Below are 26,641 nucleotides of genomic sequence, written 5' to 3'. Positions count from 1 at the left end.
GCGGAGCGGCTGGCAGGTAAACGCTGCTGGGGGGCGAAGCCTCAAGGCCGCGTGCTTTGTCCGGCGCTCAGGACCGTGCTGCTTTGGAACGTGCTGCTTTTCTGTCGTCCCATGGGGGACTTTTTCGCCGGGCATGTTTCGCCTTGCTTTCGCACCATGCCCGAAACTGCGCGACCTCGGCATCCGTCAGCCGCTCGATGCCGATGAACTCGTTCTTGCCCTGGCCGACCCTGATGAGTTCGTCCAGTTTCGCCTGCACCGCGGTGCTGTCGCGGTTCTGCGTGCTTTGGATCAGGAACACCATCAGGAAGGTTACGATGGTCGTGCCTGTGTTGATGATCAGTTGCCAGGTCTCGGAGAAGCCGAAAAACGGGCCGCTGACCGCCCAGACGACGACCGCCAGAGCGCAAAGCACGAATGTCGCAGGCTTGCCCGTCCACCGCGAAATGGTGTCGGCGAAATGAGAAAAGACTTTTTCCATGGAACCCCGCCCGCTGTCGAAACGCCTGTGTCGACTCAACGACAAACGACTGTTGACGTTCCAAAATTCGTGGGTACTCGAACCCGCCTGCTGCCCAAGCATCCGCCCCCGCAGCGCATCAGCCCCGGTCGTCGTCTTTGTCTGCGCCTGCCAGGCCAAAGCGGCAACGGCACCCACTGTCCCCGGTTCGCGCCAAAACGCGGTTCTGCCACTGGCGCGCCAGTAGGGGCTGGCATCGCCAGCGCCGCTGGATGATGCCAGCGGTGTCAGGGATTGACGGTCAAGTCGGCGATCAGTTCCGAAATGCGCGCACGCAAGCGTGGGCGCAATTGCACCAGGCCGGCGATGAGCCGTCGTCCTTCGGCGCTCGCAATGAAATGAATGCGCTCATCGGCAGGCAGTGGTACGGCTTCACCGTTGACCGCGTCATGGCCCGGTAACCCCTGGAAGAAGCGTCCGACGGGAACCTTGAGCGCCTTGGCGATCTCGTAAAGCATGGAAGCGCTGACGCGGTTGCGTCCGTTCTCATATTTCTGCAATTGCTGGAAGCTGATGCCGATGGCGCGCGCCAGTTGTGCCTGCGATACGTCCGACTGGACGCGGACCATCGCGATCTGCCGCCCGACATGCTGGTCGGCAGGATGCGGCTCGGGCGTAAGACCCGCGGGGACTCCAGACTTTAACGAGCCCGCCCGTGTCAGCGAGGTCCGTTTGTGCTCCACCCGTTCCTCCCGTCCCGCGCCCCATCTTGAGCACGCCAGCATCAGAACTACACCTTATGAGGTTGAATTTCACCCTATCTGTGGCGGAGGCCGGATGCCTGCCGATTGTGGCATCATGGTCAGTCCACGACAGATTCGAGCCGCTCGGGCTCTGCTTGGTTGGTCGCAGCAGCAGCTCGCGGACGCGGCAATCGTTTCGGTGAACGCTTTGGCGCGGCTTGAGAACGGCAAGGTCGATTCACGCGTCAGCACGCTGCAGTCCATCGAAAGAGCCCTGAAAAAAGCCGGCATAGAATTCCTGTCGGTGGACAAGAAGGGCGAAGGTGTCCGGTTGCTGGACCCGGAGGCGTGATCCGCCGCAGCCTGTCGCCCCGCTTGTCATGCCGAATTGCCAGCTCTCGTCCGAGCCGCCGCTGCGCTCCCACCCATTGGCACACCCAGCCGACCAATCCGGATGAGATCGGCCAGGGCCGAGCGGATCAGCGGCCACGGAAATTCATCATCGTCCTCGCTGGGTTGCGCCTCGCCCAGCACCGCGTCCAGCTTGGCTGCGATACCAACAAGCGATGCAGCCGGTGTTTGGGACAACCGCACGAGCATATCCAACGCCTGTTCACCGGCCAGGTTTTCGGCCAGCAGCGCCTCGGTATATTCACCCAAGCCCACTGCCCCGGCACTCACATTCCTCTCAAGGCGCTGCTGAAGACGGCAGAGCCGGTCTACCTCTTCCTGTGCCGCCCGCCATTTGCCCCAAACGTCAGCAGCGGGATCTGACCCGGCCTCCGGATTTTTCGGCGAAAGTGCAATAGCCACCCTCTCCCCGTTTGCCTTGGTGCGGGTGACGATGGACAAAGTCGTGGTATGGTCGGAATCAGCCATGATCCGAGCTCCAGACAGCTTAGACGTGGTTAGGCTAGGCTCAGTGCGCCAACACTGCGTCTAGCCGCCCCGGACCGGAGTCCAAGGGTATCTTTGATACCTTTGGATCATAGACGAATGATCTAAAAGGATCAAGAACAATTGGTAACAGCGGCGCAAATGCGAGCGGCTCGGGCGCTAATAGGTCTCTCCCAAACAGAGTTGGCCCGCCGAGCCGGTGTCTCTGTTCCCACGATCAAGCGCTGTGAAAGTGACAGCGAACGCGCTGCGGCGGTTTCAAGCGAGACTCAAGACAAAGTGCGATCAGTTCTCGAAGCTGAAGGTGTTGAGTTCACCAACGGCAAGCATCCCGGTGTTAAGTTAGTTCGCTCTTAATTCCGTTGTAGGACAATTCCGCCGGCAGGCGGCAAACAAAGGTGCAGCGCATAAAGCGTAGAAGCCCTGACATCCGCAGCCGGGAGTCAGTTGGCAGGGCTTCGAAGCAAATTCGCGTCCGCGAGATCGGTTCAACAAGGCGGTCTAAGGAGCGTCAGTATGCGACGGCGAAGCCGGGACGCGGGACTGTCCGCCTCCGACGAGCGGCCAATTTAGCCGGGCCCAGCTAAAGTCTGGAACCGGGCCGAAAGCCGACCCCCTGAAAACCGGGAAGGACGAGCATCTTATAGAATCAAAGACCGCGAGCTAATGCGGTCGCACCGCACCGGGAGAACACAGTGTCAGATCCTCACAATGTCGCGCTCGGCGCGCGGCTCCTCGCGATTGAGACAACGCTGCGAGCGCTCATCGAGCAGATAAGCGTATCCGAACCCGATGTTCGGGATCGCGTACGAGGCAAACTTGAAGATTATCTCTCCGGCCTTGAACAGGCCTCTGATGTGGAACGCGATTTCATCCAGCGAGCGCGCGGTTTTACAGAGTCGATTCTGAAAACACGGGAAAGCTAGTGTCAGGGCTCGAAGGGCTCTAAACATCCGCCATTTTGTCCGCCTTCGTCCTCCGCTCGCGATTGTCGTCTCCTGAGCATAACTCCGATTTCCGTTTTGGGCCGGAAGCGGACTTTCCGCATTTCCTTAGCAAAGCCAAGAAAGCCGACTCGTTGTCGGGGCTTGGAGATTCTAATCTCGTCTGTAGGAGCAGGAAAGAAAAGTATGGGCCTAGCTGACGGGCCGACCCTTCTTGCGAGCCGCCCGCTTTGTCACCGGGGGCACTTTCTTGGTTGTTGGTCTTGAGGCATCAAGGACTACGATCTGGATTCGTGACCGGTCACTTTCGGCCAAACCGTGGGACAGTTGTTCCGCGAGGTCTTGATGGGTCAACGATCCTGAGAAGCCGCTTGGCCCAAGGGTCAAATCTCTGCCAGTCCCTTCACCAAACCAAAGCACCAAATAGACGCCGTATCCGCCCGTTCGCCAGTCCCGACAGTATTTGTCATCTAGCTGCGTTTTAGACGCATTCCAAACCTCTGGATGCCATTGTCCTTTAATCTCAATCGGCAATCCCTGACCCAAAATCGTTGCATAGATATCGACCCGATTTCGGTCGGGCATGGGAAGTTCCGGAAACAGCTCGATCCCGCCGCCAAGGCGCGGACGAATTAGGTCAAGCAATCGGTCCCGGCAAACGTTCTCGTCTTTCGGGCGATTGCCGCTCCAAAAAGTTTCCCAGCCGCTAGTATCGGCATCTCGGATGTACTTCTGAACGTCTGCTAGATGATCAAGCATGACCATTTTCAGATCGGTCACGGTCGCCGGGGCCAGATTCTCGAGAACCTTCCTAACGGAATCGAATGTCTGTATCGAATATTCCGCATCGCGGCGATTACGCCTTTGCTCCTGACAGACATGCTTCAAGAGGTCAGAATAACCCGTCCCTTGAAGGCTTGAGGACAGATGGTCAATCGCTTCTGTGCCCTCGGCCGTCCGGTTAGCGCCAATTGCGCTGATGCAGTAGGATATGAACTCGCTGGCGTCCCAAGGGTTCTGGTCGCCACTCCAACCGCCAGCGGGATGGCCCACCAAAGGCCATTCAGGTGCAAAAGTGCTAACAATCGCGGCATAGCGGTCGACGGGGAGGTTCAACCCGGCACGCTCTGTCCGATCAGGTAGAATGATCGATTTGATCGGCCAAATAATCTCCCTTGAAACGGAGAGCGGCAAGGCCGATGGAACAAAGCAAAAGGCGGCTGCGACCCACAACCGTTTGGACTGTTCATCGAGAGAATCCAAGTCGCCAACCCGATCCTCTATCAGTTTGATAAGTTCGGTCCTGTCTCCATGCCATATCAACAATTGGATCAACTCAAGCTGGCTATTGAATACAGCATTTGGGAAATTTCGGAGCCATCTCAGCGCCAGTCTTGGTGAGAATGACAGGAACCTCGGCTCACGGGCAAATCGATACAAGCCGGTGACGTGCTCTTTCGATATCTGAGGCTCGATAACGGTTGTGACGAATGTTTCCATGCCTTGCCCATCAACAAAGACGGCCTGCTCCAAGGCCGCCTCGATGTCATCGCCTAGTTTCGTCGAATTGAATTCTGGCATGTCCCACCAGATACCGAGCACGGCCCGAACCACACCTGATGGAATCTCGGCAAGCGAACGATCTGCTCTAACCAGTTCAGCGATACCCGCGAGCATTATTGGCTCAATGGTCCAGTGTTTGCCTTCAATTCGGATTGAGCAAACTTTCTCCAAGTCGGGCAGATCATCACGCATGAGTGTGGCAACAAAGCCCCGGCACGCCGCCTCGGCAACCTCTTCCCCGACCCACTCTACAAGCCTGTCACGAGGGTTGCTGTGGTCGCGAAGGTCCGAAAAGCGCCCGAGATAGCCCTGTGCAAGCGATATTAATGCCCCGATCTGCTGGCCACTGGCGATCTGGGGCAGTTCTTTCTCGAATCCAGCACGATGCTGCCGGTACTTCGCCTGCCGCCTTGATTCGTACTGCTGCTGACGTTTTCTGTGTTCTGCCTCATAGTCACGCTCTGGAGGCCGTTTTATTGCTTCGAATGCCGGGCCTAGCTGCTCGTGTTGTCGAATCCCTTGGTCGATAACGAGTTGTAGATTCTCCTGACCCTGATTTCGACGCCAGGTAGCTTGAACCAAGTCATTCCAGACTGTCGACTGATAGGTAGTTAACTCCTTGGTGTCGGCGATCTCCCGCAAGAAGTAGATCGTGTCTTCGATTGATAGGCTCAAACCTACAAGAGAGTTCGGCAATTCGTGGACGATGGCCATCCAGGGGCCTCCGTCAATGGTTTCGTCGTAAAGCACCAGCCGTTGGACTTGTCTGCGAAACTCCGGGTTCGCTAACAGGTAGTTCCTAATTCTGTCGGCCTGTTCTTGATGGGTGAATCTGTTTCCAAGATGCCGAACCCACGACCAGAATCGTCTTGATTCGATTGGAGGTCCGGCGATTGCGATTTCTAGTAGACGCTCAATCGCGGAAGCGAGGCCTCGCCCTAGTTGCCAATGGCGCGGGTGTCGTTTGGCTTCAATTGCCACGGCGATGCAATCCAGAACGGATTGTGCGGGTTCGGCAGAGATGCGCCGGATCAACGCATAGTCTGCACCGACAACACGAGCCTCACGTCTTTCCGAGCCGTTGATCCCGTTAAGCGCGACAAGCACGTCTGCGATCATTTCTGCGGGAAATTCCGCCGGACCAACATCGCCGATAGTTTCAGCAGCAAGTCGCCAGCTATCGTGCTTTTTCTGCGCCAACAGCGCGCGAACCAACTCCTGCCAGTCAATATTCAGACCCGATTTCGCGAGTGCTTCTGATGCCCGGCTCCTCTCCACAAACGGAGCCTGTGCATCTTTCATTAGCCCGTCTAGTTCCGGTAGGATTTCGGCGGTCAGAGGCGACCCCGCCAGCGATTCTAGAACCAGCGCAGAAAGCTGCACATGCCGGTTTGGACTGGTAATCAGAGCTACAATTTCCGATTTTAGCTCGGGCTGTGCCAAACCGCGAACAGACCGAACACTCCAGTCTTCACTACGAAAATATGGATCATCCTCAGCCAATTTCGCGAGCGCCTTCAATAGATGACGCGCACTTTGGGCACTTAGGCTGCTTGTTTCGCCGTACCGCAGGAAACCATACGGATCGGTGTCAATGCATCGCTCTCGAACCCTAGGCGAGAAATAGCCGAGCCAGGCATGAAGTCCTCTCAGCGCCGATGGCACTCCTCCTTTGAATTGCAACAACGCCAAAAGACGGCGTTCCGACAATTTGTCTTCAAGTTTCTGGCTCAACCATCGCCCAGCCAGATATTCAGCAATGACACGGTGGACAGGAACCAACTGATCTTCGACCTCGGCTTTGAAAAGCCGTGTCTTGGTAACAGTGGAGGCATCCGCCGTTGTGCAAATGTTGTCCAACTCAGCTAGAGGTATGAAACCTTCTGCAGCCTTTCTTCGATTGTTCGTGATTACGCCAACGGCTCCACTCAAGAGCAAATGTGCAAACATGGCTCCAGCCGCCGCCAAGAGTGCTTCCGACGAGGTCTGCGCCTGCCGCGATTGGTCGTGAGCGTCATTCTCCTCCCTGATTAGCAGCGAGGTTGCCCGTTCCAACAGTTCGGTCTTGGTTGCCGGCAGACCCTCATCCTGAAGCCACACCTCGGCCAACAGTTTGAGCGTCAACGGGTTGCCAACGAGATCGTTAAGCCCTTGGCGGTCAATCGCTGACAGCAACTTATCCGTATCGATGCGAGTGTCGTACCCTACAAGAAATGCTCTCGCTTGTTCATCGTTAAATGGCATGATGTGCACCGCGACGGGCAACACCCCATAATCACTCTGAAACCTTGCCCGATTGGACGCGCCGGTCCAATCTGCGGCTCGGCAAGAAATTATGACATTCGGGTTGCGCAACTGGCTAAGCCTACCCAGTACCCTGTCAATCGCAGGTTCGGTAGCTGAGGCCGGTATCTCGTCCAGTCCATCGATGATTATCGGGCGATGCGCCAAATCGTTGTAGATCGAAAGGTCTGCGGTTCTATTGAAAGTGCCTGCCGCCACGCGGATTGCACCTAATGAATCGCCCAACTGCGTCGTCAGCTCCGACTTTCCGATTCCGGGCTCCCCCAACAGGACTACAACGCGCCCGAGTCCGGCGATGTCAGGCTCTGAGACGCGACGCTCGTCTTTGCTTCCCTTAGCAGCAATAAGTGTTCTGGGAATATACACGCGCCAAGTCCTTCTACATGGGGGACAGCCTAGGTTCGTGGGGCCGAATCGGGAATATGCAGCAAGCATAGTTGCTAGGGGAGCTTTCGGAAGCTCTGTAAGCTAAACACATAAGCCAGCCGGGTGGAGTGCGATGCCAGAGAGCCAGAATATTGCCCGTCTTCAACGGGCGCGGCGTACCAGACGCTCTCCAAAATACCCTTATTCTTGAGTATCCAGCGGACATGTCCGCTTTCGGTGGAAAATTCCCAGTTTCCGAACGACCGAAATGCGGACGCAAAGCTGCCGGTCGCTTCACCGCGGCAAGCTTCTCTCCACATCATGCCTTCACGCATTTGATTTCGACTAGGCGCCGAAACCCAATTTGACCGCCGCCTCCACGAAGGAGATAGGCCACCTCTCAGTGAGAGCGTCGAATAGGCCTATCAATTACACTTGGGATCACCTTGTTAACCCGTACCCGGTGCGCGCGCCCGCGCGTGCGCAACCGCAAGCAAGTCGGGTGCCCTGCCCTTAGAACTTCACACTCAAATCCGCACGCACGCCGTGGTCGCTGACCTTGGAGCCGAGTTCGCCGTGATAGGTAATCCCTAGCGTTGCGCGTGGCGCGACGGTGAAGTCGAGCCCCGCTTCGATGACGGCTGCGTCCTTGGCGATCGGTGCACCGACGATCTGGAACGCATTGGAGCCGGTGAAGGCCTGGCTGACCGTTGGCGTGATATCGCCATAGGCGTGGCGCCAGCCGATCGTGCCATGCACAGTCGCCTTCACCGAGCCGAGATCGAAGTCGGTCGAGGCACGAAGCCCGAGCGTTGTGAAGGTGTTGTCGCTGGAGCCGCTCCGCACGGTGAGTGCCGATGCCCCACCCGTTTCGGTGAAGCTGTTGGTGTGGACATTGACATAAGCCAGGTTGGCGAAGGGCTCGAAGGCGATGCGGCCAGCCTCATGCTGTAGCCGAGTTCTCCGAAGACCTGGGTGGTGCCGGCGCGATAGTCGCCGGTGAGGCTGTCTGTGAAGCCGGGGAACGACACCTGCCGGCTGCTATCGATCTCACTCCAAGTATAGGCAAGGCCGGAACGGAAAGAGAGTGCACCGAGTTGTGTGCCGCCGTAGAGACCAAGATGGTAGTTGCCTATCGAAGCCGAAGACCTGCGATCGTCGATCTTCAGCGACGAATGGCTGTAGCCGGCGAGGAAACCAAGCCGGACCTCATCGGTGATCAGGCCATCGACGCCGGTGACGAAGCCGCCGATGCTGCGCGACAGCGTGGCCGCATTGCCGTCGCCGCCGAAATGGCCCCACGAGCCGAACACCGAGCCCCAGGCGCCGCCGCGTTCGGACGCAACCGAAGCCGTGGCGATCTCCTTGGCGTCGTCACCATAACCCGTCAGCGGCATGGCGCCGACCGTCTCGAAAGCCGAACGCAGGCGATCGTTGATGGCTTCGCGCGTGAAGCGGCTGTCCTCGATAAGGCCAGTCACCATCGAAGCATTGACCTCGCCCGACAGGCCATCGAAGGCCAACCGCGCTTCCTCCGTCGAGAGCGGCAGCAGTTTGTTGTAAAGTGCAAGCGACTGGCCACTCTGCTGAAGCCTGTCGAGCGCACCTGCGGTCTGTTGACGGTTGAAAGTATTGGCCGCCTTCTCGAACACCGGTCCTGTTGGTTTGGCGCCCTTGACGGCGATCTTCAGATCGACCGTGTTCTTTCCCTGAACAAGCGTCGCATCCAGAAATGCCGAACGCGAAAGCACGGCTGGATCGAAAGCACCCGCGACGCCTCCGTCTGCCGTCAGGATCGTGTAATTCTGGCCGTCTTGATAGCTTGTCGCGGCATCCAGTGCCGTTACGGCCACCTTGGCGCCGTCGACCGTCGCCTTGCCCTTGGCGGCAATGCGATCGCTCGTGCCATTGCCTGCGACTTCCACTTCATAAATGGCCCCCGCGGCCAGGGAGACATCGCCGGCCACATTGAGCGTGCCGATCGAATTGCCCGGTGCGATGGTGCTGCCAGCCGCAACGGTGAGCTCACTTATGGTGCCTTTGCCTTGCAGGCGGGCTCCAGGCATCACACGGATCGAACCACCGAGCGAACCGTCCACCGACAGGATGCCTTTGGCAATCGATGTCGACCCGACGAAACCGGAGCTGTCACCGGCAAGCTTCAACGTACCAGATCCGGTCTTGGTGAGGTTGCCGGCACCAGAAATCGCTCCCGAATAGAGGGCGTCAACCTGTTCGTCGAAGATGACACCAGCACCGGCGCCGATCATGACATTGCCACCGAAGCGACTTGCTGTGGTCGACAGCTTTCCCTTTTCGACGGACCAATCCAGGGCGGACGTGCCCGTCAGCATCAGCTCGCCAGCACCCCGCTTGATCATGATGCCTCGGTTGCCGTTGAGCGCGCCGATATCGCCGGCAAAGATCCCGTCCGAAACCTGGTCGAACACCATCGTTGCAGCATTGCCGATCCGCCCGGAGATTGTTGAGGCGTTACCTGTCAGCGAGCCTGCTTCGACAAACGTGTTGCCGTAGACATTGCCACCATTGCTGAGCTTCAGTGTGCCTGCGCCGGCCTTGATCAGATCACCGCTGCCCGACACCGCGCCCGACAGGCCGAGCAAGGTGTTTGCGGCAACATCGAAGCGACCGCTCGAACCGAGTGTTACAGCGCGACCAGTGTCGAAACTGCTGGTGGTGTTCAACGTGCCGCCGTGGAAAGCAAGACCACCCGACAGATCGCCCAGATTGGCATCGGCCGAAACCGAAAGCGTGCCTGCGTCCATGACGGTGCCGCCGCGATAACTGTTGATGCCGGACAGCACCACCGTTCCCGCACCCTGCTGCCTGAGCCTGCCGCCGCCTGAAATGGCCCCGTTCATTGCCAGCGTGCCGGAGCGATAAAAGGCAAGGGTGCCTTCGTTGACGATGTCTCCGGCGATCGAGCCTTTGCTGCCGCCCTCACCAATCTGCAACGTGCCGGCGGCAATCGTCGTACCGCCACTATAGGTATTGTCGCCCGCCAGGATCAGTGTGCCAGCGCCTGTCTTGGTCAGCGCTTTCCCATCCCAGCCCGTGACAGGATTTGCCGCCCGGTCAGCGAGATCAGCCCCAACGGTGAAACTGTTCGCAGCGTCGGCCAGGGTGAAAGTGCCGTGAGCCAGGTTGTTGTTGGCGGTCCAGCTCAGATCGTAGCTGGCCAGATACTGTTTTCCATCGGCGGACTTTCGCGTGTTCACAGTCAGATAGTCGACCATGCCACTGAAACCGCCAACGCTGATCGTGGCGAAGTCGCCCTGAATGACCGAGCTGCTGTCGATCAGGATCTGGCTGGCACGGTTCGGATCGCCGACACCACTGAGATTGAAATTCACGTCCGCCCCGATCCTGAGGCCTGCAGTCTTCAGCAGTGGCTGGCCGGCTCCGGCCCGTATCGACATAGCAGCCGTGTCGCCAAGCTCTACGCGCCCGCCGATGTCGGAGCTGCCGGGCGTTTCGAAAGAAACAGTGGCACCGCTGGCAACCATGACGGAACCGCCCAGGGCGGTGCTGCCACCCGCGCCATCGCCGAACCGCAGGGTGCCGCCCGCCACGACGGTGTCGCCGGTATAGCCGGCAGCGCCGGTCAGCGTCAGCGTGCCAGTGCCCGACTTGGCAAGACGACCGCCCGACGATGCCAGATCCGCCGCCCAGGTGATGTCCTGGCCGTTGGTGTCCACGCTGTATTGTTGGCCGGCGGCAGTCGAGAACCGGCTCGAATAGTCGGTCTGATTGGCGGCGCTGTATTGCAGCGTCCCGCCCGCAAAACTGAGTGCGCCGGATGTGCCAAGCGCGCCGGCGCTTCCGACATTGAGGCTTCCAGCCGCCAGGGTTGTTTGGCCGGTGTAGATGTTCGCACCCGTCAGCACCAGCCTGCCCTCACCTGCCTTGATGAGACCGCCGGTGCCACGAATGATGTTGTTGAGCGTCACACTGCCGGCAGCCGTTGTACCGGGATCAATGGAAAGCGTACCCGTCACGCTGATGGCGCCGTCGATGGTCCCGGTATTGCCAAGCCTCAGGCTGTTGGTGCCACCGGTGAAGGCTATTGCGGCGGCCTGGACTGCGCCCGGTGCGCCAAGGTTCGAATAGCCACCGGCGATCGTACCTTCGTTGATGATCGTAATGCCATTGCCGACGATACCGACACCGCCGTCGGCGCCCGGACCGCCGTTGCCACCGCGGATCGCGGTGCCCGCCAGCGTGGACACCATATTGTTGCCGACGCCGCTGAAATCGATGCCGTTGCCACCGCGCCCGGAAGCGCCATTGCCGCGACCGCCAATGCCGCCCGCGCCGCCATCGCCGCCGATGATCGATCCGGCTGCCAGGTTGAGCGTCGATCCGGCCGATCCGACATAGACGCCGCCGCCGCCATCGCCACCGCTGCCACTGGAGCCGCCGCTGTTTCTGTCACCGTAACCGGTTCCGCCGGCGCCGCCATTACCGCCCTTGACCGTGCCGAACACATTCAGGTTCAGCGCGCCTCCGGTCACGCCAACACCGTAACCACCCGAGCCGCCACCGCCGCCGGCCCCGGCGTTGTTGTAGAAGGTCGTGCCGCCGGTACCCCCGTTGCCACCGGTCGCGTTGATTATCATCTGCATGCCGGCCGTGGAGAACCGAATGCCGTTTCCACCACCGCCGCCGCCACCGCCGCCGCCGTAGTTGGCGCTGCCGCCGTCGCCACCGTTTGCGCCGATCGGACTGCCGGGATTGCCATCGGTGCCGGCCGTGCCGCCGCTGCCTGTGTTGGAGCCACCTTTGCCGCCTGCAGCGCCTGCACCGCCGCCGCCGCCGCCACCGCGGTAATATATCGAGTCTCCGCCCGCCGCACCCGTAACCCCGAAGGTCTGGCCGGCGCCTCCATAGCTATCGTGATTGCCATCGCCGCCGCGACCACCGGCGGATTGCGCGAGGGCGTCTGTCGCGACCAGTACCACGCCGAACAACGCGGTGCAGGCAAGCAAGCCTCCACGCCATGCACGGTTTGCAAACCTCCTGGCGCGCATCACGGAAGGCCGGGACGGCCCCTCTCGCTGGCCCTCTGTCGATGCGTGAAAACGCTCAAAAGCCTTCACGGCGCGAGAACCGGAAGTGATCCCGTCAGAACGAATATGCAATTTTACCCACCCAAGCACACGCCGCGATCCCGGCGTCATCCCCATGTCCGGGTGCTTGAAAACACAAGTTGCGCGGGGATGTCAGCAGCCAGGCTCAGCCTGTTCGCCGCTTGAGACGCTTGATCAAAATTTTCGCGAAAATTTAAACATCCGGGGGCGTGACGAGATACGGAACTGAGGCATGCTGCCGCTGGTACGCGTCTGTCCGCTTCAAGTTGATTTGTTCTTCATGTCGCGGTCAGTATCATCGACCAGCGAATCTCCCCGGCATGACCATACCCAGACTCTACTATGTGACGACCGGACTGGATCCGAACCAGGCCTTTGCGACCTGGAGCGCGGTGTTATCCCCCCTGTTCGAGCCGAGGCCGTGGACGCGCAGCAAAACCCTGCCCGCCGGATCGGCGAACGGCGCTATTCTGGGTGACATTGTCATCGCCAAAGTATCGTTCGAACCACAGATGTTTGTCCGGGATGGACAGCGCATCGCTTCGACGCCGGACCACATCTTGCTGCATCTCTATATGAGCGGTGGTTTCAACGGAAAGGTATCCGGAGAACAGGTCTCTATCAGCCCGGGAAAGGTCGCGGTGATCGACCTGGCCCATGAGGTGCGGACGCGTGCGTTCGCTTCCACCACCTTGTCGCTGATTGTTCCCCGCAGGATGCTAGGCGAAATAGCGCCGGGCACGTTGAAACCACGGCTCGACGCAAGGCGCAACGAACTCCTTGTTGCCCATATGCGGTCACTTCAGGAGCGCAGCACGCAAATTTCGCAGGACGAGGTTGCACGCACCGTTTCCGACACGGCGGATTTCCTGAAGCGACTGTTGCTGCAGCCGGACTTCACATCCAGAAGTTCGCGCCATACCGATGATGACCTCTTGTCGCTGGCGGAGGCCGCAATCCGTGACAATCTTGCCATCGGCAAACTCTCCCCGGATTTCCTTGCTGAGAAGCTTGGCATCTCGCGGGCATCGCTCTACCGCGCCTTCGCCCGCCGGGGTGGCATCATGCGCTATGTTCAGGAACGTCGGCTCATCGCGGTGCGAGCGGCCCTGAGCGATCCCCTCGAAACACGCAAACTGTCCCAAATAGCCTCAGATCTCGGCTTCAACAGTGAAGCCCATTTCAGCCGCACGTTCCGTCAACGGTTCGGCACGACCGCAAGCGAATATCGCAGGATGCAACTCGAGGCATCAGCGCAAAACCAGCTGACCAGTCCGGACGTCGTGAACCGGTGGTGGGTGGACGTGGCGGCGAAAGCTCATTCAGCGCGCACAGCGCCCTCTTGATGTCGCATACGCTGCGCCCGAGGCATCCCTGGGATGCGCAAAAATGCTCGCGCCCCCTCATGCCGATAGCGGCCCCATCGCCAACGTTCCCCAAAGGGTAACCGCGGGCCGCCGCGCGCAGCACGCCTATATCGCCGATAGCGGATAGCGGACAGCGGACAGCGGACAGGCTATCGGGAAGGGTCAATGCAAAGATCAAGCGACAAGATTGGCATCTCTGCTCCAGAAGCCGATGTGAAGGCGGGACCGGATGCAGGTCCAACGGCTGCTTTCGTGCTTAAGCAGAGTTTGTGTGAACGGCGGATTGGACGTCGCGTTCCCAGTCAACCGGCCAGGCACGAATTTCTTACTTGCAACGATAGCAAACCAGGAAGTCATATTGAGGGCCGGCTACCGGACACGGTGGTCTGACCAATGGGGCCGAGGCGGCGAGCAATTCATTCGCGATGGTGACCTCCTCGGTCCGCGGCAATTCAAGGCGGTTACCGGCACGAGCCATCCGTCTGCATGCAGGCGCGTGATGACGGGCCCCGACAGCGTGCCATTTGCCCGCTGTCGCTGCCCTCTCAATGCACCCTGCAGCCGCTGGCTCATGCTCAACAAGACCAGCGCCATCGCTTGCGCGAAGGTCCGTTCGGGCCCCATTTACGGTTACTCGCAATTGGCGAGGATCGTTTTCTTTAAGTTTATGGCAGCTGATTTCGAGTAGGGCGGAAGCAGCGCGGCTAAATCGATCCTACGAGGCTGGAATGAACAATCGTTACGGGACACTGGCTTCCTGGGTCTATAATCTGGACAAACCGGTCGGGCGTTCATTCGGCGATGTTGAATATTATCGGCAACGCCTTGGCGAATCCGAGGGCCCGATCCTGGAACCTGCTGTCGGCAACGGTCGCGTTTATGTGCCACTGCTCGAGTCTGGTTTTTCGATCGAAGGGTTCGATGCGTCCGACGAGATGCTCGGCTACTGCCTGGACGAATGCAGGAAGAGAAACCTTTCCGCAAGCGTAACACGACAGACCTTCGAAGACTTCTCCTATGGCAGAAGCTTTGCAGCCATCATCATCCCGGCGGGGTCGTTTCAGTTGGTGACGGATACGACATCGGCGATCGCTGTGCTGAGACGGTTTTATGATCACCTGGTTCCCGGCGGAAAATTGATCCTAGATCTCGACCCCATAGATAGTTTCCTTGGGCCGACCGGTTCGGTCCGGCGTTGGAAAACAGAGGATGGCGATCTGCTGACACTCACGGATCATCGGGTTGAAACAGACTATGTCGCGCAGACCACGCTCGCCTGTCTGCGCTATGAACTCTGGCAAGATGGAAACCTTGCGAAATCCGAACTCGATTTGTTCAAGTTGCGGTGGTGGGGCGTCGAAGAGCTCACGATGGCGCTGGAGCGCGCGGGCTTTGTCGATGTCGTGGTGTCAGGCAACTATCAGCATGGAAGAGCACCGCACAAAGACGACGAAATCATCAGTTTCGAGGCGCTCCGCCCCGAATGAACTGACATACGCTTTCAGCTACCCCGGACTTGGGTATCTGCAACGGTCCGTCAAGCCTGCTGCAATCCGGTCTGACGGTGCGAACGGCAGCTTTCAGGAAACTCAAAGGCAGGCTGGATGTCCGAGATGACGGCCTTGCTGTCATGCCGAGCCTGCGATGCTGGAATGCTTCCCGCCTCGATTGTCTCAGCTACCAATTCAAACGGATGCCGATGGTGCCTGCGGTTGCGGTCTGGCGACTGCGATTGCCATCGAGCGACCAGCGGTAGGAGCCTTGTCCGTAGATGCTCACATTCTGGTTGACCCGCGCGGTTACACCGCCGCCGAGCTCGAGTGCGGTATCGCCAAAACGGGTCTCGATGGCGGGTGAGGCGGAGCCGAAGATCGCGCTGTCATTGCCGGAGAAGGCGTGCCAGAGATTGACCCGCGCATAAGGCTGCCAGAGCCTGCCTTGCGCATCCTCATCGGTATATTGCAGCCGTGCCCCGAGCCGTCCCGTCCAGGCATGGCCCTCGTCCCAACTCACGCCGGAGTAGGCGTCGCTGGAGCGGTTGACCGAGATGGTTTGGGAGATGATCTGCGCCTGCGGCTCGATCTGCCAGCGATTGCCTTCGCCGAAGCGGATCGGATAACCAGCCTCCACGGAAGCGGTATAGCCGGTGGCGTCGGTGGACAGCGCGGCCCCGTAGTCCGAGCGCGCGTTTATGTCGTACCAGTTGCCCTGGAAGACGGCGTCGACATACCAGCCGCTTGGCCCGAAATGGGTCCAGTAGGCGCCGAGAGAAGGTCCTGCCATCGACAGACGGCCGACACGAAGGTTCTCGATACCGAGGGCAAAGCCGGAGACCGAGTGCGCACTGTAATCGGTATACGCACCATAGACGCCGAGATGGTCGCGATGACCGCCGGCATAGGGATCGGTGCGGATGACGTCGAGGCCGGCCTGTATTCCGACGAGGTCGCCGGCAGCACGGCTGTCGACGGTACCGTCCCACTGGTTGCGCGTGTTTTCCCCGAAGACGCGGCCCCAGCCGCCATTGACGTAGCCGCGGCCGGTCAGGTTTCGGATGTTCTCTTCCTCGCCGACGCGCTCATGCAGGGTGCCGAGGGTCGCGAGCCCCATCTGCCGGCCGATCGCCGGGATCGGTGCATAGAGCGCCACCTCCGGACGGTAGAGCGGGATGTCCGGACCGCTCGGCGCCGTCGGGGTCGTCGGCGGGTTGACGAGGTGGGAGCGCAGGAACCAATCATCGGCGCCGGTGCTGCCGCCGCGGAAGAGCTGGTACTCATAGGCGCCTGCGGCGACGCGCTGGCCGAGCGTGAAGGCGTTCGTCGCGGTGGTGCCATTACGGGTCACCTGCACCAGCCGGATGCCATCTGCCACGGTCTGCGCACCTGGACCGCCCGCATTGTCCACCAGCACCGACGACGTGCCGCTTGCCCGGCCGCCATCGATCACCAGCAGGTTGCTCGGCGAGTTGTCCGATTCAAGATAGGTGTTGAAGCCGATGCGGCCGTTGTTGCCGGCATAGTTGCGGACCGTCAGCGTGCTGTAGGCTCCCGGTCGTGCGAGGAACTGGATCAGGCCGGCATTGGTCACCGTGCCGGTCGCGTTGGAATCCCCGGTCACATCCCAGGCGCTGCTGCCATCGATGGCAACATCGGTCGCGTTCCGCGCCAGGCCGGTCCAGAGGCTGCCTTGCGCCAGCGCCACATCGGCGGTGTTGTCGGCATCGGCCAAAAGGTCGCCCGTCCATCGCGCCGTGGTCAGGCTGGCGGTGGCGGTGTTGCCCGAGCCGGTCAGCAGCAGATTGCCGGTCCAATTGCTGTTGCTGAGATTGTAGCTGAGGGTGGAGGGATCGACGATGATGTCGCCGGTCAGCGAAGGCAATCCGGTGATGTTCAGCGTCAGCTTGGCCGGTTTGGCCGCGGCATCCTCGGTTACCTGCGCCAGCAATAGCCGACCGTTCACGATGGCCGGGTTTATCGTTGTTCCGCCGCTGATCGAGACGGTGCCGTCGCCGCCCTCCGCCCGGATGATCGCGCCATCCGTGGCGGTTAGGCTGCCACCGGTGACAGAGATCGCACTCGGACCCTTACCGGCAAGGTAAATCGCCGTCGATCCGGCACCGGTCGCTGAGACCGCAGTGCCGGTGGCATTGACTGTACCGCCGTTGATGGCGGCAAATCCATGCGCAGTGCTGCCAGTCGTGGCAACCGAACCGCCGACGATCTGCACCGTGCCCCCATTGTCGGCCTGGACGCCCGCGGCACCGGTGCCGCCGGTGATGATGGCGGTACGCGTCAGGGCTATGGTGCTGTCAGGCTCCTGTGCCTGGACGCCGCGGGCGTTCTGCCCTTGTGTGGCGAGCCTCACATCCTTGGCGACGATTGTGCCGCCCGCCCTGGCATGCAAGCCTACGCCATTCATGCCCGCAGTGGTTATCAAAGTTCCGGTCACGACACCATGACTTCCGGCATCGTTCACGCGCACACCATCGGCGCCGCCGGCCGTAATGGTATCATCACCCCTGGTTGCAATGGTACTACCGACAATTGAGGCTATGCCGCCCTGGCTGATCCTCACGCCGACGGCACCATCACCATTCGTTGTGAAGTCAGCATTCTCGGCTTGCAATCGGCTGCCGGCACCGACCACCTCGGCGCCATGCGCCTCCAAGCCGATCTGGGCATCTGGGAACTGGAGGACTGGCGGGTTGCCACCGGTCACCCTGAAGCCGGTGGTGACCTCGGTATTCGTCACGGTGATTGTTCCAGCGTCGGTGACAAGCAGGCCAGCGCTCCAAGGGCCGGACGTGCGCACGATGGTGTTGGTCAGGGTGACCGTGCTGCCCGCTCCACTTGCCGACGCGCCGGGAGAATTGGGTTGATAGGTGAAGATGCCGTAGCCCGAAAAGTCGATCGTGGCTCCGGCGTCCGCCCAGACACCGGGGCTGTTTGCGCCATAGGTGGCGGAAGTTGCGCCATTGCTGACCTGGATGCTGCTGCCGGTGCCCCGGGCGACGATGCCCGGTGTGTTGGCAATGACGGTGCCGCCGTAATAGTCGCCGCTCGCGATGGCCCCACCGTTCATGGTGACCATTCCCCCGCCGTCGGCGAACAGTCCGGCGCTGCCGTTGCTCGTCACGTTCACATAGGTCTTGTTGAGGGTGAGGCTGCTGCCGGCACCGGAGGCGACGGCGCCCGGACCATGGTCTCCGTTGCTGTACGTGTTCAGGTTGTTGAGGGTGATCGAGCCTCCGGCGTCCACGAAGACAGCGGAAGCACCCGCGCCGTAGGTCTGGATATCGGTTCGGGTCAGAATGATCGTCCCACCGCTCGCCGCATAGACCCCGTGGGAGCCGTCACCGAAAGTGTTTACCGCGCCATCGGACAACGTAACGCTGCTAGCGGCTCCCACCGCGCCGACGCCATAAGCGCCGGCGTCGTTTGTGTAGATGGCGATGTTGTCACCGGTGATCAGTCCGCCACCCTCGGCATAGAGGGCGTGGCTGCCCAAGCCATAAGTCGTGATTTCGCTCAGCGTAGTGCTATCGTCAGGCAGGCCGGTGAACGAGATTGTTCCGCCGCCGGTCGCATGCGCGCCGTAGCCGCTGTTCGTTACCAGAAGATGGGTAGAGGTGGCGCTATAACTCCCGGTGCCGGTGACCTCGACCACGGTGCCCGCGCTCTCTCGCGCGGTGAACGCCGGATCCTCGCAGTTGCCGGAGGAGATGCTCACCGCCGCAGGTGGCGGCGGGGCGCATTGCGCAAGCGCTTCCGCCGAAGGCAGGAGCACCGTCATCGCGGCGGCCACAGTGGTGCGATGGAAGCAGGCAGAATGCAGCAGCGCCATTCTGGCTGCTCTGCTTACGAAAGCGTCGGAGCTGGTAACGGCAGTTGCACTCAAGTCGCGGTTCCCCCTACCCGAATCACCACAGGCCGATGGCGACGCAAGCATCTCCTCTTATCCTTGCGTAAGTCTTGTGGGGCCGCCGGCTTAGATCGGTCTCCAGGGTGGAAGGCGGAATTAGAAAGGCGCTCACGGTTTTTCTAGTCAGCCTGCCGAATGCGATCGCGCCCTTCGCTCTTTGCTTGATAGAGCGCACGATCTGCACGATCGAGCAAAGATAGGAGATCTTCGCCCTTTGATGCGACTGCGATGCCGAAGCTGGCTGTCGGGCCAAATTCATTCGAAAGGATAGCTGGCGCGATTTCCTTGAACGCGGAGCGAGTAGCCTCCGCGACGGCTTGCGCGACGATGGCCTGTCCTGGGGGAAGCAGCACCGCAAACTCCTCCCCGCCCAAGCGGGCGACGATCGCATCTCCCGGAGCTTTGTCCTTCAGGGTTTCGGAAAAGGCACGGATGATCTTGTCACCGCTGCTGTGTCCAAAGCGATCGTTGATGGATTTGAAGTGATCGAGATCGCTCAGGATCATCGCAGCCGGTGCCTCTGCTGTCTGCCGCGCCAGCGCATTCACCACGCGCGCTTCAAAGCCGCGGCGATTGAACAGGCCTGACAGCGCGTCGACCTGGGCATCCGATTTGATGCTATCCATGACGTCGCTTGCGATCACTGCGAATATCCCGACAGCAGTCATCGCGCATATGAGAGCGTCAGATATTGAAACAACGAGCCAATAGGCCCCTTCGACAGGCCCGGCCGCATCGCTGGACGCGAGCAAGAACAGGGGGCGCAGAAGAAACCCGACACACGAAATGAGTATCAGGCCGAGCAGCACCTGCTCAACTGGCGTGCGAATGGGCCGTGCCGCGACATCCAGCAACATCACCAGGCCAACGGCAGCGAGCCCGCCATTGAGATAGATCACTCGTGCCAGCAGACTTTGCTCCACGAACTGATAGTAATAAAGCGCGCCTAACGCGACTGCAGCAATGATGAGGAGAATGCTGTAGCGAGGTCGTCGTCCGCGCCGGCTCGACAGCCCGAACGACAACAAAACCATCGATAACATCAAGAATACGTTGGCCAGAAGCCGCAGCACCGGATCCTGCAACGTAAACGCGAAGTAGAATACGCCGAAGCAGATAGCCCTGGTCGCGTATGAGAGAGCGAATATTCCTATGTAGGTAAGGTTGCCATGGTGACGCCAAAGAAAGAACATTGATACGCAGAATATGACAGACATGCTTGTATTCAGCAGTCCGATGACGTCCTGATAACTCATATCCTACCGCACTTGACGACTATGCTCTGAACTGGGCCTATCCTCAGAGAGGGCAATAACGCGAGTTCTGTCAATATCCGGTGAATAGCTCCGACAGCGGTTTTCGTGTCACCCTGAGACAGAACTCTTACCAGGACGTTCGTTCAACTTTCCCAGTATTTTCTGACATGGAGACACGCCTCGTGTCGCCGGCCGATGAGGTGAGCCGTTGCGAGTTACGCGACGACCGATAAACCGGTCGGGCCCTCAAGCAGTACGAGTTGCGCGCCAACATGTGTCAGCCATGAATACCTGACACGGTTCGCCAATGCCCGCGCATGCCGTCAACCACGTCAACGAGATGGGATTCTCCTCCAGCGTCATGCCTTCCCGCGCCGGGGGCAAAAGTTGCATTCGCCGGCTGAAGAGTTCAGCAATACGAAGCGCACACGCCCTCTCGACCAAGACGAAAGACACTTGAAAGCACGCTCGCATTTGGCCATCTCATCGGCCGTCTACCCTATTCACTTGCAGCAGGTAATCTTCCATGACGACAGATGTGAAAGAAGCCGAGACCCTATCCTTCGAAGCCGATGTTTCACGCCTTCTCCATATGATGGTGCATTCGGTCTATTCCGACCGGAGCGTGTTCCTGCGCGAACTGATTTCCAATGCTGCAGATGCCTGCGAGAAACTGCGATACGAAGCTATCGCCAGGCCGGAGCTGCTCGGCGGCGATGCCAAGCCGGCCATCACCATTTCCGCGGATCCCGACCAAAAACGTCTGACCGTCGAGGACAATGGCATCGGCATGAGCCGCGACGAACTGGTCGAGGCGCTCGGGACGATAGCGCGCTCCGGCACCCGTGCCTTCATGGAGCGTATCGAGGCTGCGAAATCTGGAGAAGGTGCGGAACTGATCGGTCAGTTCGGCGTAGGCTTCTATTCGGCCTTCATGGTTGCTGACAAGGTTGACGTCATCACGCGCAAGGCAGGAACTGAAACGGCCTGGCGCTGGTCTTCCGACGGCAAGGGCTCATATGAAATCGCGCCGGCCCCGATTGCGGATGCGCCCAGGCGCGGGACCCGTGTCGTTCTTCACCTGATGGAGGACGCCACCAGCTTCACGCAACCCTATCACCTCGAAGGATTGATCAAGGAACAATCCGGCCATGTGCCGGTGCCGGTCGCGCTGGTCGAGACGCCGGGAGCCGACCGACGAGAGATCGCGGACGGCACGGCCTTGTGGGTAAAGCCGAAGAGCGACATCAAGCCTGAAGACTATACCGATTTCTATCGCGGCGTTTCCGGCCTGTATGACGAACCGGCCGAGACCATTCACTTCAAGGCCGAAGGACGGCACGAGTATAACACGCTGGCCTTCATTCCGGGCTCGCGCCCCTTCGACCTGTTCGATCAGGATCGCAAGGGTCGCATGAAGCTCTATGTGCGGCGGGTCTTCATCACCGACGATGCGGATCTGGTGCCACGCTATCTGCGCTTCGTGCGCGGTCTCGTCGATTCCGCCGATCTGCCGCTGAACCTTTCACGGGAGATGATCCAGGACAGCCCGCTTCTGGCGGCAGTCCGCAAGGGCGTAACCAACCGCATCCTCGGTGACCTCGCAAAACTGTCCGAAACGGACGGCGAGCGCTATTTGAAAATATGGGAGAACTTCGGTGTCGTCCTCAAGGAGGGTCTGTATGAGGATTGGGAACGCCGCGAAGCGTTGCTGAAACTGGCCCGCTTCCACTCGACCACATCAGGCGAAGCATGGCGCAGCCTCGCCGACTATATCGCGGACATGAAGGGCGGACAGACCGCGATCTACTTCATGACCGGCGACGACAGGGCCCGGCTCGAAGCCTCGCCGCAACTTGAGGGGTTCAAAGCACGTGGCGTCGAGGTCCTTCTGTTGACGGACCCGGTCGACAGTTTCTGGGTGACGATGGCGCCGGAGTTCGACGGCAAACCTTTCAAGTCGGTAACGCAGGGTGGCGCTGATCTGTCCGAGATTGCGCTGCCACACGATGCTGCAAAACCCGATGCCGAAGCCACCCCTGAGATTGCAACCTTCATCGCGTTCGTGAAATCGACCCTCGGCGAAGAGCTTTCGGATGTGAAAAGCTCCGAGCGCCTGACCGAAAGCCCTGTCTGTCTGGTGGCTCCGGAAGGTGGACCGGATCGCCAGATCGAGCGACTGCTGAGTGCCGCTGGACGGCTCGATAAAGCCATGAAGCCAGTGCTTGAAATCAATCCTCGGCACGAGCGCATTCTGGCGCTGGCGAAGCTCAGCGACGAGGACCTGCCGTTCCGGCAGGATATGGTTCATCTGCTTTATGATGAAGCCCGCATCCTCGACGGCGACAAGCCGAAAGATGCCAAGGTCTTCTCGCAGCGTATATCCACACTCATCGAGCGAAGCCTGGCAGTGACGCCGCCATCCCCTGGTGAGAGCCGCTCGGATGCATGAGCCCAGGTCAGAACCGGGTTGCTCTTTACCGGCAGACCGAAAGTTGACCGCCTGCCATCCGCTCGGCGCGGTCATTCAGCCTCAGCGCGAGGCTGCCCCTCCACGCCTGGAAGCCAACTCTCGGTAGGTAAGCAAGGACAGCCTGTGAAGCGGCTTGGACCGCTTCCCAGGCTGTGCTTGCTTCAGCTTTGACCGCAATGCATTTCGCCTGCGACTGTGCTTTCGCCGTGTTCGGCAGGGTCATGGACAGCGCTTTCACACCGCGATGCATGCAGGAAACGGGGAATTCATAACCTCTCGCGGCGACATTACCGGCTTGAACGAAGCCATCACTGTCCCCCGTGCAACAGAGTTGCTGCTGGCGATTTTCGGCCCAGGTAGATCGCGATGCTTTCCCGGATTTCGCTTTCGTCGGAGACGCCTTGGGAAAACAGACTCATCGTCGCTCTGGCCAAGTCCTGGGCGGCCGGGCTGCCATGACAAAATCCACGCTCGTTGCAGAGGCTGTCGTAGATGCGGTGCAGCGCATCCATATCGCCAGGAAAGGCAATCCCGCTGATTGCCGAGCGTTGGACGGTCATATGAAGCTCCGTTTGATATGATCGAACATTTTGACTGCGGGCATCTCTCGCTGCCTGAACCCAAAAAGTCAGCTTTTCGCCCGGAGTTCCAAAATCCTTAACGCTTCTGAAATCAAAAGAGCCCGCCCAGCCGAAGCTGAGCGGGCGGTGCCTGAGACGCGCCATCAAATGGGGCGCCGGGTGCGCTTATCGGCACTATGTGGCAACAAGAAGTGCTTGCGCGGCCGTCAGCACCTATCAATCCATCCGGGCCCATACCGATCAGCGCGAGAGGCTAAGCCCTGGCTTGTGTCGCCGCACAGTCGCGCCTGCATGGGCCGCAACTGACCTGGATTTCCATGACTGCCAGTAGGAAGCAGAACTGTCGGTGTGGTTGCAGGGGGTCAGTTTGCAGCCAACGATCGATATGTTCCGATGCAATCTGAGCCAATTCAAACGGAGTTCGTTTCAGCGCAATTGCGCGCCAGCGATGACAGGGTTCTGCGAAGATAAATGCCGGAGGCCGTCGCCTTGCTGAGATGGCCGTCCTGCATGATGGTTTGCCCACGCAGAAGCGTACGTACCGGCCATCCTCGCACCGCCAATCCTTCATAGGGCGTATAGTCCGAACCGTGTTGAAGGATATCGTTGGTGATCACCACCTCCTGGTCGGGATCCCACAGCGCGATATCGGCATCCGCGCCGATCGCGATTGTTCCCTTGCGCGGGTAGAGGCCATAGAGCTTCGCGTGGTTGGTCGACGTCACCGCAACGAACTGATTGAGGTCGATCCGCCCCTTCACCACCCCTTCCGAAAAGAGGATCGGCAACCGGGTGGCAACACCAGGAATGCCATTGGGGATCCAGCGAAAGCTCTGCTTGCCCCGTTCGTTTGATTTCCCCTCGCTGTCGTTGAACCGAAACGGGCAATGATCCGAGGAGAACAGCTCGAATACGCCCTGCTCGATACCATTCCAGCAAGCCTCCTGGCTTTCCCGGTCGCGAGGCGGCGGCGAACAGACATACTTCGCGCCCTCAAGCGCGTCGCCGTCCAGATCCTCCGCTGTCAGCATCAGATATTGCGGACATGTCTCGCCCGCGATCTTCTGTCCCCGCTCCCGTGCGCGGCGAATTTCTTCCATCGCCTGCCGGTTGGAAACGTGAACGATCACGATCGGCGTGTCGACGATTTCGGCAAGCGACAATGCCCGATGCGTTGCTTCGCGCTCCGCCGCTATGGGCCGGGTCGTGGCGTGATATCTGGGCTCGAGCAACCCTTCCGCTTCATGGCGGCCAATCAGGTATCGGATCGCATCTTCGTTTTCGCAATGAACCATGGCCAGTGCGCCGGTTCGCCGGGCGGCATCGAGGGTCGACAGGATTTCGTCGTCGCGCAGTCGCAAACCCTCATAGGTCATGAAGATCTTGATGGACGTGTAGCCATCTGCCACCAGGGCCGGCAGTTCCTGGCCCAGAACCGCGGCGGATGGATCGGTGATCACGAGATGGAACGCCGCATCGACATGGCAGTGTCCTTCTGCCTTGGCATGATAGGCCTTCAGCGCGCTACGCAGGCTCTGGCCCTTCTCCTGCATGCAGAAAGCCAGAACTGTCGTATTGCCTCCAATCGCCGCCGATCGTGTACCGCTATCGAAACCGTCCGCCATGACGATGCCGGGACCTGACGGCTGATCGAGATGGACATGGCTGTCTATGCCGCCGGGCATGACATAGAGGCCCCTCGCATCGATGATCTCGTCGGCATCTGCCAGCCCGGCTGCAAGAGCTGCAACCCGACCATCAATGATACCGACATCGCTCTTGAAGACGTCGCTCGCCGTCACGACCGTTCCGTGGCGGATAACCGTGTCGAAATGCATCGCCGCTCTCCGCCCAAGCATTCAGCGGAGGCGCCGTGCTTGCACAACGGTTCCGGTATCGCTCGAAAGCACGCGGTCGAATGCAGCCGTCAGGCGGTCGACCTCTTCGAGCGTGTTGTAGTGCACCATCGAGACACGAAGCATCCCGTTGCGGTCGGTGACATCGAGATATTCGGCCAGCCGGCGGGAGTGGAAATCGCCGTACCGGATAGCGATATTTTCCCCGTCTATGGCCTTGCAGATCTCGGCCGCATCGCGCCCGTCAAAACGGAAGGAGATCGTGGGAACGCGTTTGCTGTCCCGATTGACGGCCTGCCCGATGACCTCGCAATCGTTGCGCTGGCGCAGATACGCCAGCAGCCGCTCCGCAAGGGCATCTTCCTGTTGTGTGATGGCTTCGAACGCCGCTTCGATCTTCTGGCGCACCGAACCGGTCGCGCCAGCGCGCGCGCCAAGTTCGCAGAAGTAATCGACGATCCCGCAGGTCGCATAGGCAAGTTCGTAGTTCGGATTGCCTGGCTCCAGTTTGCCGGGGACTTTGTCCTTGCCGTAGAAGTAGTGATAGAGCGTGTCGAGCTCCAGCAGGAGATCGTACTTCCCGTACATCAATGCATAGTGCGGCCCGTAGGTCTTGTAGAGGCTGAAGACATAATAGTCCGCATCGAATGCCTGCACGTCCACAGCCCGGTGCGGTGCGTAGGCCACCGCATCGACACACAACTTGGCATTCCGGCCATGAACGAAGTCGGCAATCTCGCGAACCGGATTGATCGCGCCGAGGATGTTCGAGGCATGGGATACGCAGACGAGTTTCGTGCGCTCGCTCATCAGCGGCTCGAGGTCGGCGAGGTCCAGCGCCAGGGTCTTCCTGTCGAGAGGCCAGAACTTCACGACCACTCCCACTGCCTGCAACCTGTCCCATGGGCCTATGTTTGACTCATGGTCGCTGACGGTGACGACGATTTCGTCGCCAGGTTCGAATTGGCTTGCCATGGCGCGAGCCAGATTCTGCAGCAGTGCGGTCGTCGAGCTTCCGAACACGATCTCTTCCGGCCGGCTAGCGTTGACCAGATGCATGGCGGCAGTGCGCGCCTCATAAAGCGCTTTCGCCGCATCCTGCGACACCGCGTAGGAACCGCCGATCTGAACATTCTTCTCGATCAGGAACGTGTTTATGCGATCGAGCGCGCTCTGGAGGATCTGCGATCCACCGGCGTTGTCGAAAAAGGTCCAACCGCGCGCGAGGCCAGGAAACTGGGCGCGAGCGAAATCGATGTCCAACGGATTGGTGATGGCCATTCGTATCATCCTTTGGGG

General features: G+C 59.9%; 15 protein-coding genes and 1 pseudogene. 6 read left to right on the top strand and 10 right to left on the bottom strand.

Annotated features, from left to right (window positions below; genetic code table 11):
* Window positions 1-67 precede the first annotated feature (67 nt).
* Together C1M53_RS15720 and C1M53_RS15715 are read right to left on the bottom strand one after the other, a co-directional pair.
* Window positions 68-658 (bottom strand): low affinity iron permease family protein, encoded by a 591-nt coding sequence (locus C1M53_RS15720; RefSeq protein WP_348629988.1) that lies wholly within the window; start codon window positions 656-658, stop codon window positions 68-70.
* Between the two features lie 89 nt (window positions 659-747).
* Entirely contained in the window at window positions 748-1,245 is a 498-nt protein-coding gene (locus C1M53_RS15715) for a helix-turn-helix transcriptional regulator (protein WP_129413089.1), read from the bottom strand.
* A gap of 52 nt (window positions 1,246-1,297) precedes the next feature.
* Between C1M53_RS15715 and C1M53_RS15710 the strand changes: the two genes are divergently transcribed.
* Window positions 1,298-1,555 (top strand): helix-turn-helix domain-containing protein, encoded by a 258-nt coding sequence (locus C1M53_RS15710; RefSeq protein ID WP_348629987.1) that lies wholly within the window; start codon window positions 1,298-1,300, stop codon window positions 1,553-1,555.
* A gap of 26 nt (window positions 1,556-1,581) precedes the next feature.
* Here C1M53_RS15710 and C1M53_RS15705 read toward each other — a convergent pair whose 3' ends face one another.
* Complete coding sequence (locus tag C1M53_RS15705; protein WP_129413088.1) at window positions 1,582-2,082, bottom strand: hypothetical protein; 501 nt, start codon at window positions 2,080-2,082, stop codon at window positions 1,582-1,584.
* A gap of 159 nt (window positions 2,083-2,241) precedes the next feature.
* Here C1M53_RS15705 and C1M53_RS15700 point away from each other — a divergent pair, with 159 nt between their 5' ends.
* Together C1M53_RS15700 and C1M53_RS15695 are read left to right on the top strand one after the other, a co-directional pair.
* Window positions 2,242-2,457, top strand: coding sequence for a helix-turn-helix transcriptional regulator (locus tag C1M53_RS15700; protein WP_245488609.1), 216 nt, complete (start codon window positions 2,242-2,244; stop codon window positions 2,455-2,457).
* A 338-nt stretch (window positions 2,458-2,795) separates the two neighbouring features.
* A complete protein-coding gene (locus tag C1M53_RS15695) occupies window positions 2,796-3,026 on the top strand; it encodes a hypothetical protein (RefSeq protein ID WP_129413086.1) in 231 nt (76 codons plus the stop codon).
* 210 nt (window positions 3,027-3,236) lie between these two features.
* On the opposite strand, the gene C1M53_RS15690 is transcribed toward C1M53_RS15695, so the two are convergent.
* Together C1M53_RS15690 and C1M53_RS32140 are read right to left on the bottom strand one after the other, a co-directional pair.
* Window positions 3,237-7,277 carry a hypothetical protein gene (locus C1M53_RS15690; RefSeq protein ID WP_129413085.1) on the bottom strand — a complete coding sequence of 1,347 codons (4,041 nt, stop codon included), beginning with the start codon at window positions 7,275-7,277 and terminating at the stop codon, window positions 3,237-3,239.
* A 576-nt stretch (window positions 7,278-7,853) separates the two neighbouring features.
* Window positions 7,854-11,530, bottom strand: a pseudogene (locus C1M53_RS32140) (autotransporter domain-containing protein); the annotation flags it as partial.
* Window positions 11,531-12,708: 1,178 nt separating this feature from the next.
* On the opposite strand from C1M53_RS32140, the gene C1M53_RS15675 reads away from it, so the two are divergent.
* Together C1M53_RS15675 and C1M53_RS15670 are read left to right on the top strand one after the other, a co-directional pair.
* Window positions 12,709-13,734, top strand: coding sequence for a helix-turn-helix domain-containing protein (locus C1M53_RS15675; RefSeq protein ID WP_129416192.1), 1,026 nt, complete (start codon window positions 12,709-12,711; stop codon window positions 13,732-13,734).
* A gap of 749 nt (window positions 13,735-14,483) precedes the next feature.
* Window positions 14,484-15,242 (top strand): class I SAM-dependent methyltransferase, encoded by a 759-nt coding sequence (locus tag C1M53_RS15670; protein ID WP_129413082.1) that lies wholly within the window; start codon window positions 14,484-14,486, stop codon window positions 15,240-15,242.
* A 190-nt stretch (window positions 15,243-15,432) separates the two neighbouring features.
* Here C1M53_RS15670 and C1M53_RS15665 read toward each other — a convergent pair whose 3' ends face one another.
* On the bottom strand, window positions 15,433-19,098 hold the full coding sequence (locus C1M53_RS15665) for an autotransporter outer membrane beta-barrel domain-containing protein (protein ID WP_165358150.1): 3,666 nt from the start codon (window positions 19,096-19,098) through the stop codon (window positions 15,433-15,435).
* 197 nt (window positions 19,099-19,295) lie between these two features.
* Window positions 19,296-20,393 carry a GGDEF domain-containing protein gene (locus C1M53_RS15660; RefSeq protein ID WP_245488155.1) on the bottom strand — a complete coding sequence of 366 codons (1,098 nt, stop codon included), beginning with the start codon at window positions 20,391-20,393 and terminating at the stop codon, window positions 19,296-19,298.
* 565 nt (window positions 20,394-20,958) lie between these two features.
* Between C1M53_RS15660 and htpG the strand changes: the two genes are divergently transcribed.
* Window positions 20,959-22,884, top strand: coding sequence for a molecular chaperone HtpG (htpG, locus tag C1M53_RS15655; RefSeq protein WP_129413079.1), 1,926 nt, complete (start codon window positions 20,959-20,961; stop codon window positions 22,882-22,884).
* A 329-nt stretch (window positions 22,885-23,213) separates the two neighbouring features.
* On the opposite strand, the gene C1M53_RS15650 is transcribed toward htpG, so the two are convergent.
* From C1M53_RS15650 to C1M53_RS15640, 3 genes are all read right to left on the bottom strand, one after another.
* Window positions 23,214-23,465, bottom strand: a complete 252-nt coding sequence (locus C1M53_RS15650) for a hypothetical protein (protein ID WP_129413078.1) — start codon at window positions 23,463-23,465, stop codon at window positions 23,214-23,216.
* A 431-nt stretch (window positions 23,466-23,896) separates the two neighbouring features.
* A complete protein-coding gene (gene hydA, locus C1M53_RS15645) occupies window positions 23,897-25,324 on the bottom strand; it encodes a dihydropyrimidinase (protein WP_129413077.1) in 1,428 nt (475 codons plus the stop codon).
* Window positions 25,325-25,345: 21 nt separating this feature from the next.
* On the bottom strand, window positions 25,346-26,623 hold the full coding sequence (locus C1M53_RS15640; protein WP_129413076.1) for a cysteine desulfurase-like protein: 1,278 nt from the start codon (window positions 26,621-26,623) through the stop codon (window positions 25,346-25,348).
* Window positions 26,624-26,641 lie beyond the last annotated feature (18 nt).

Source organism: Mesorhizobium sp. Pch-S, from assembly GCF_004136315.1.
Lineage (GTDB): Bacteria > Pseudomonadota > Alphaproteobacteria > Rhizobiales > Rhizobiaceae > Mesorhizobium.
The sequence above is the reverse complement of the archived record's forward strand: the minus strand, read 5'-3'. Positions and strand labels throughout refer to the sequence as shown.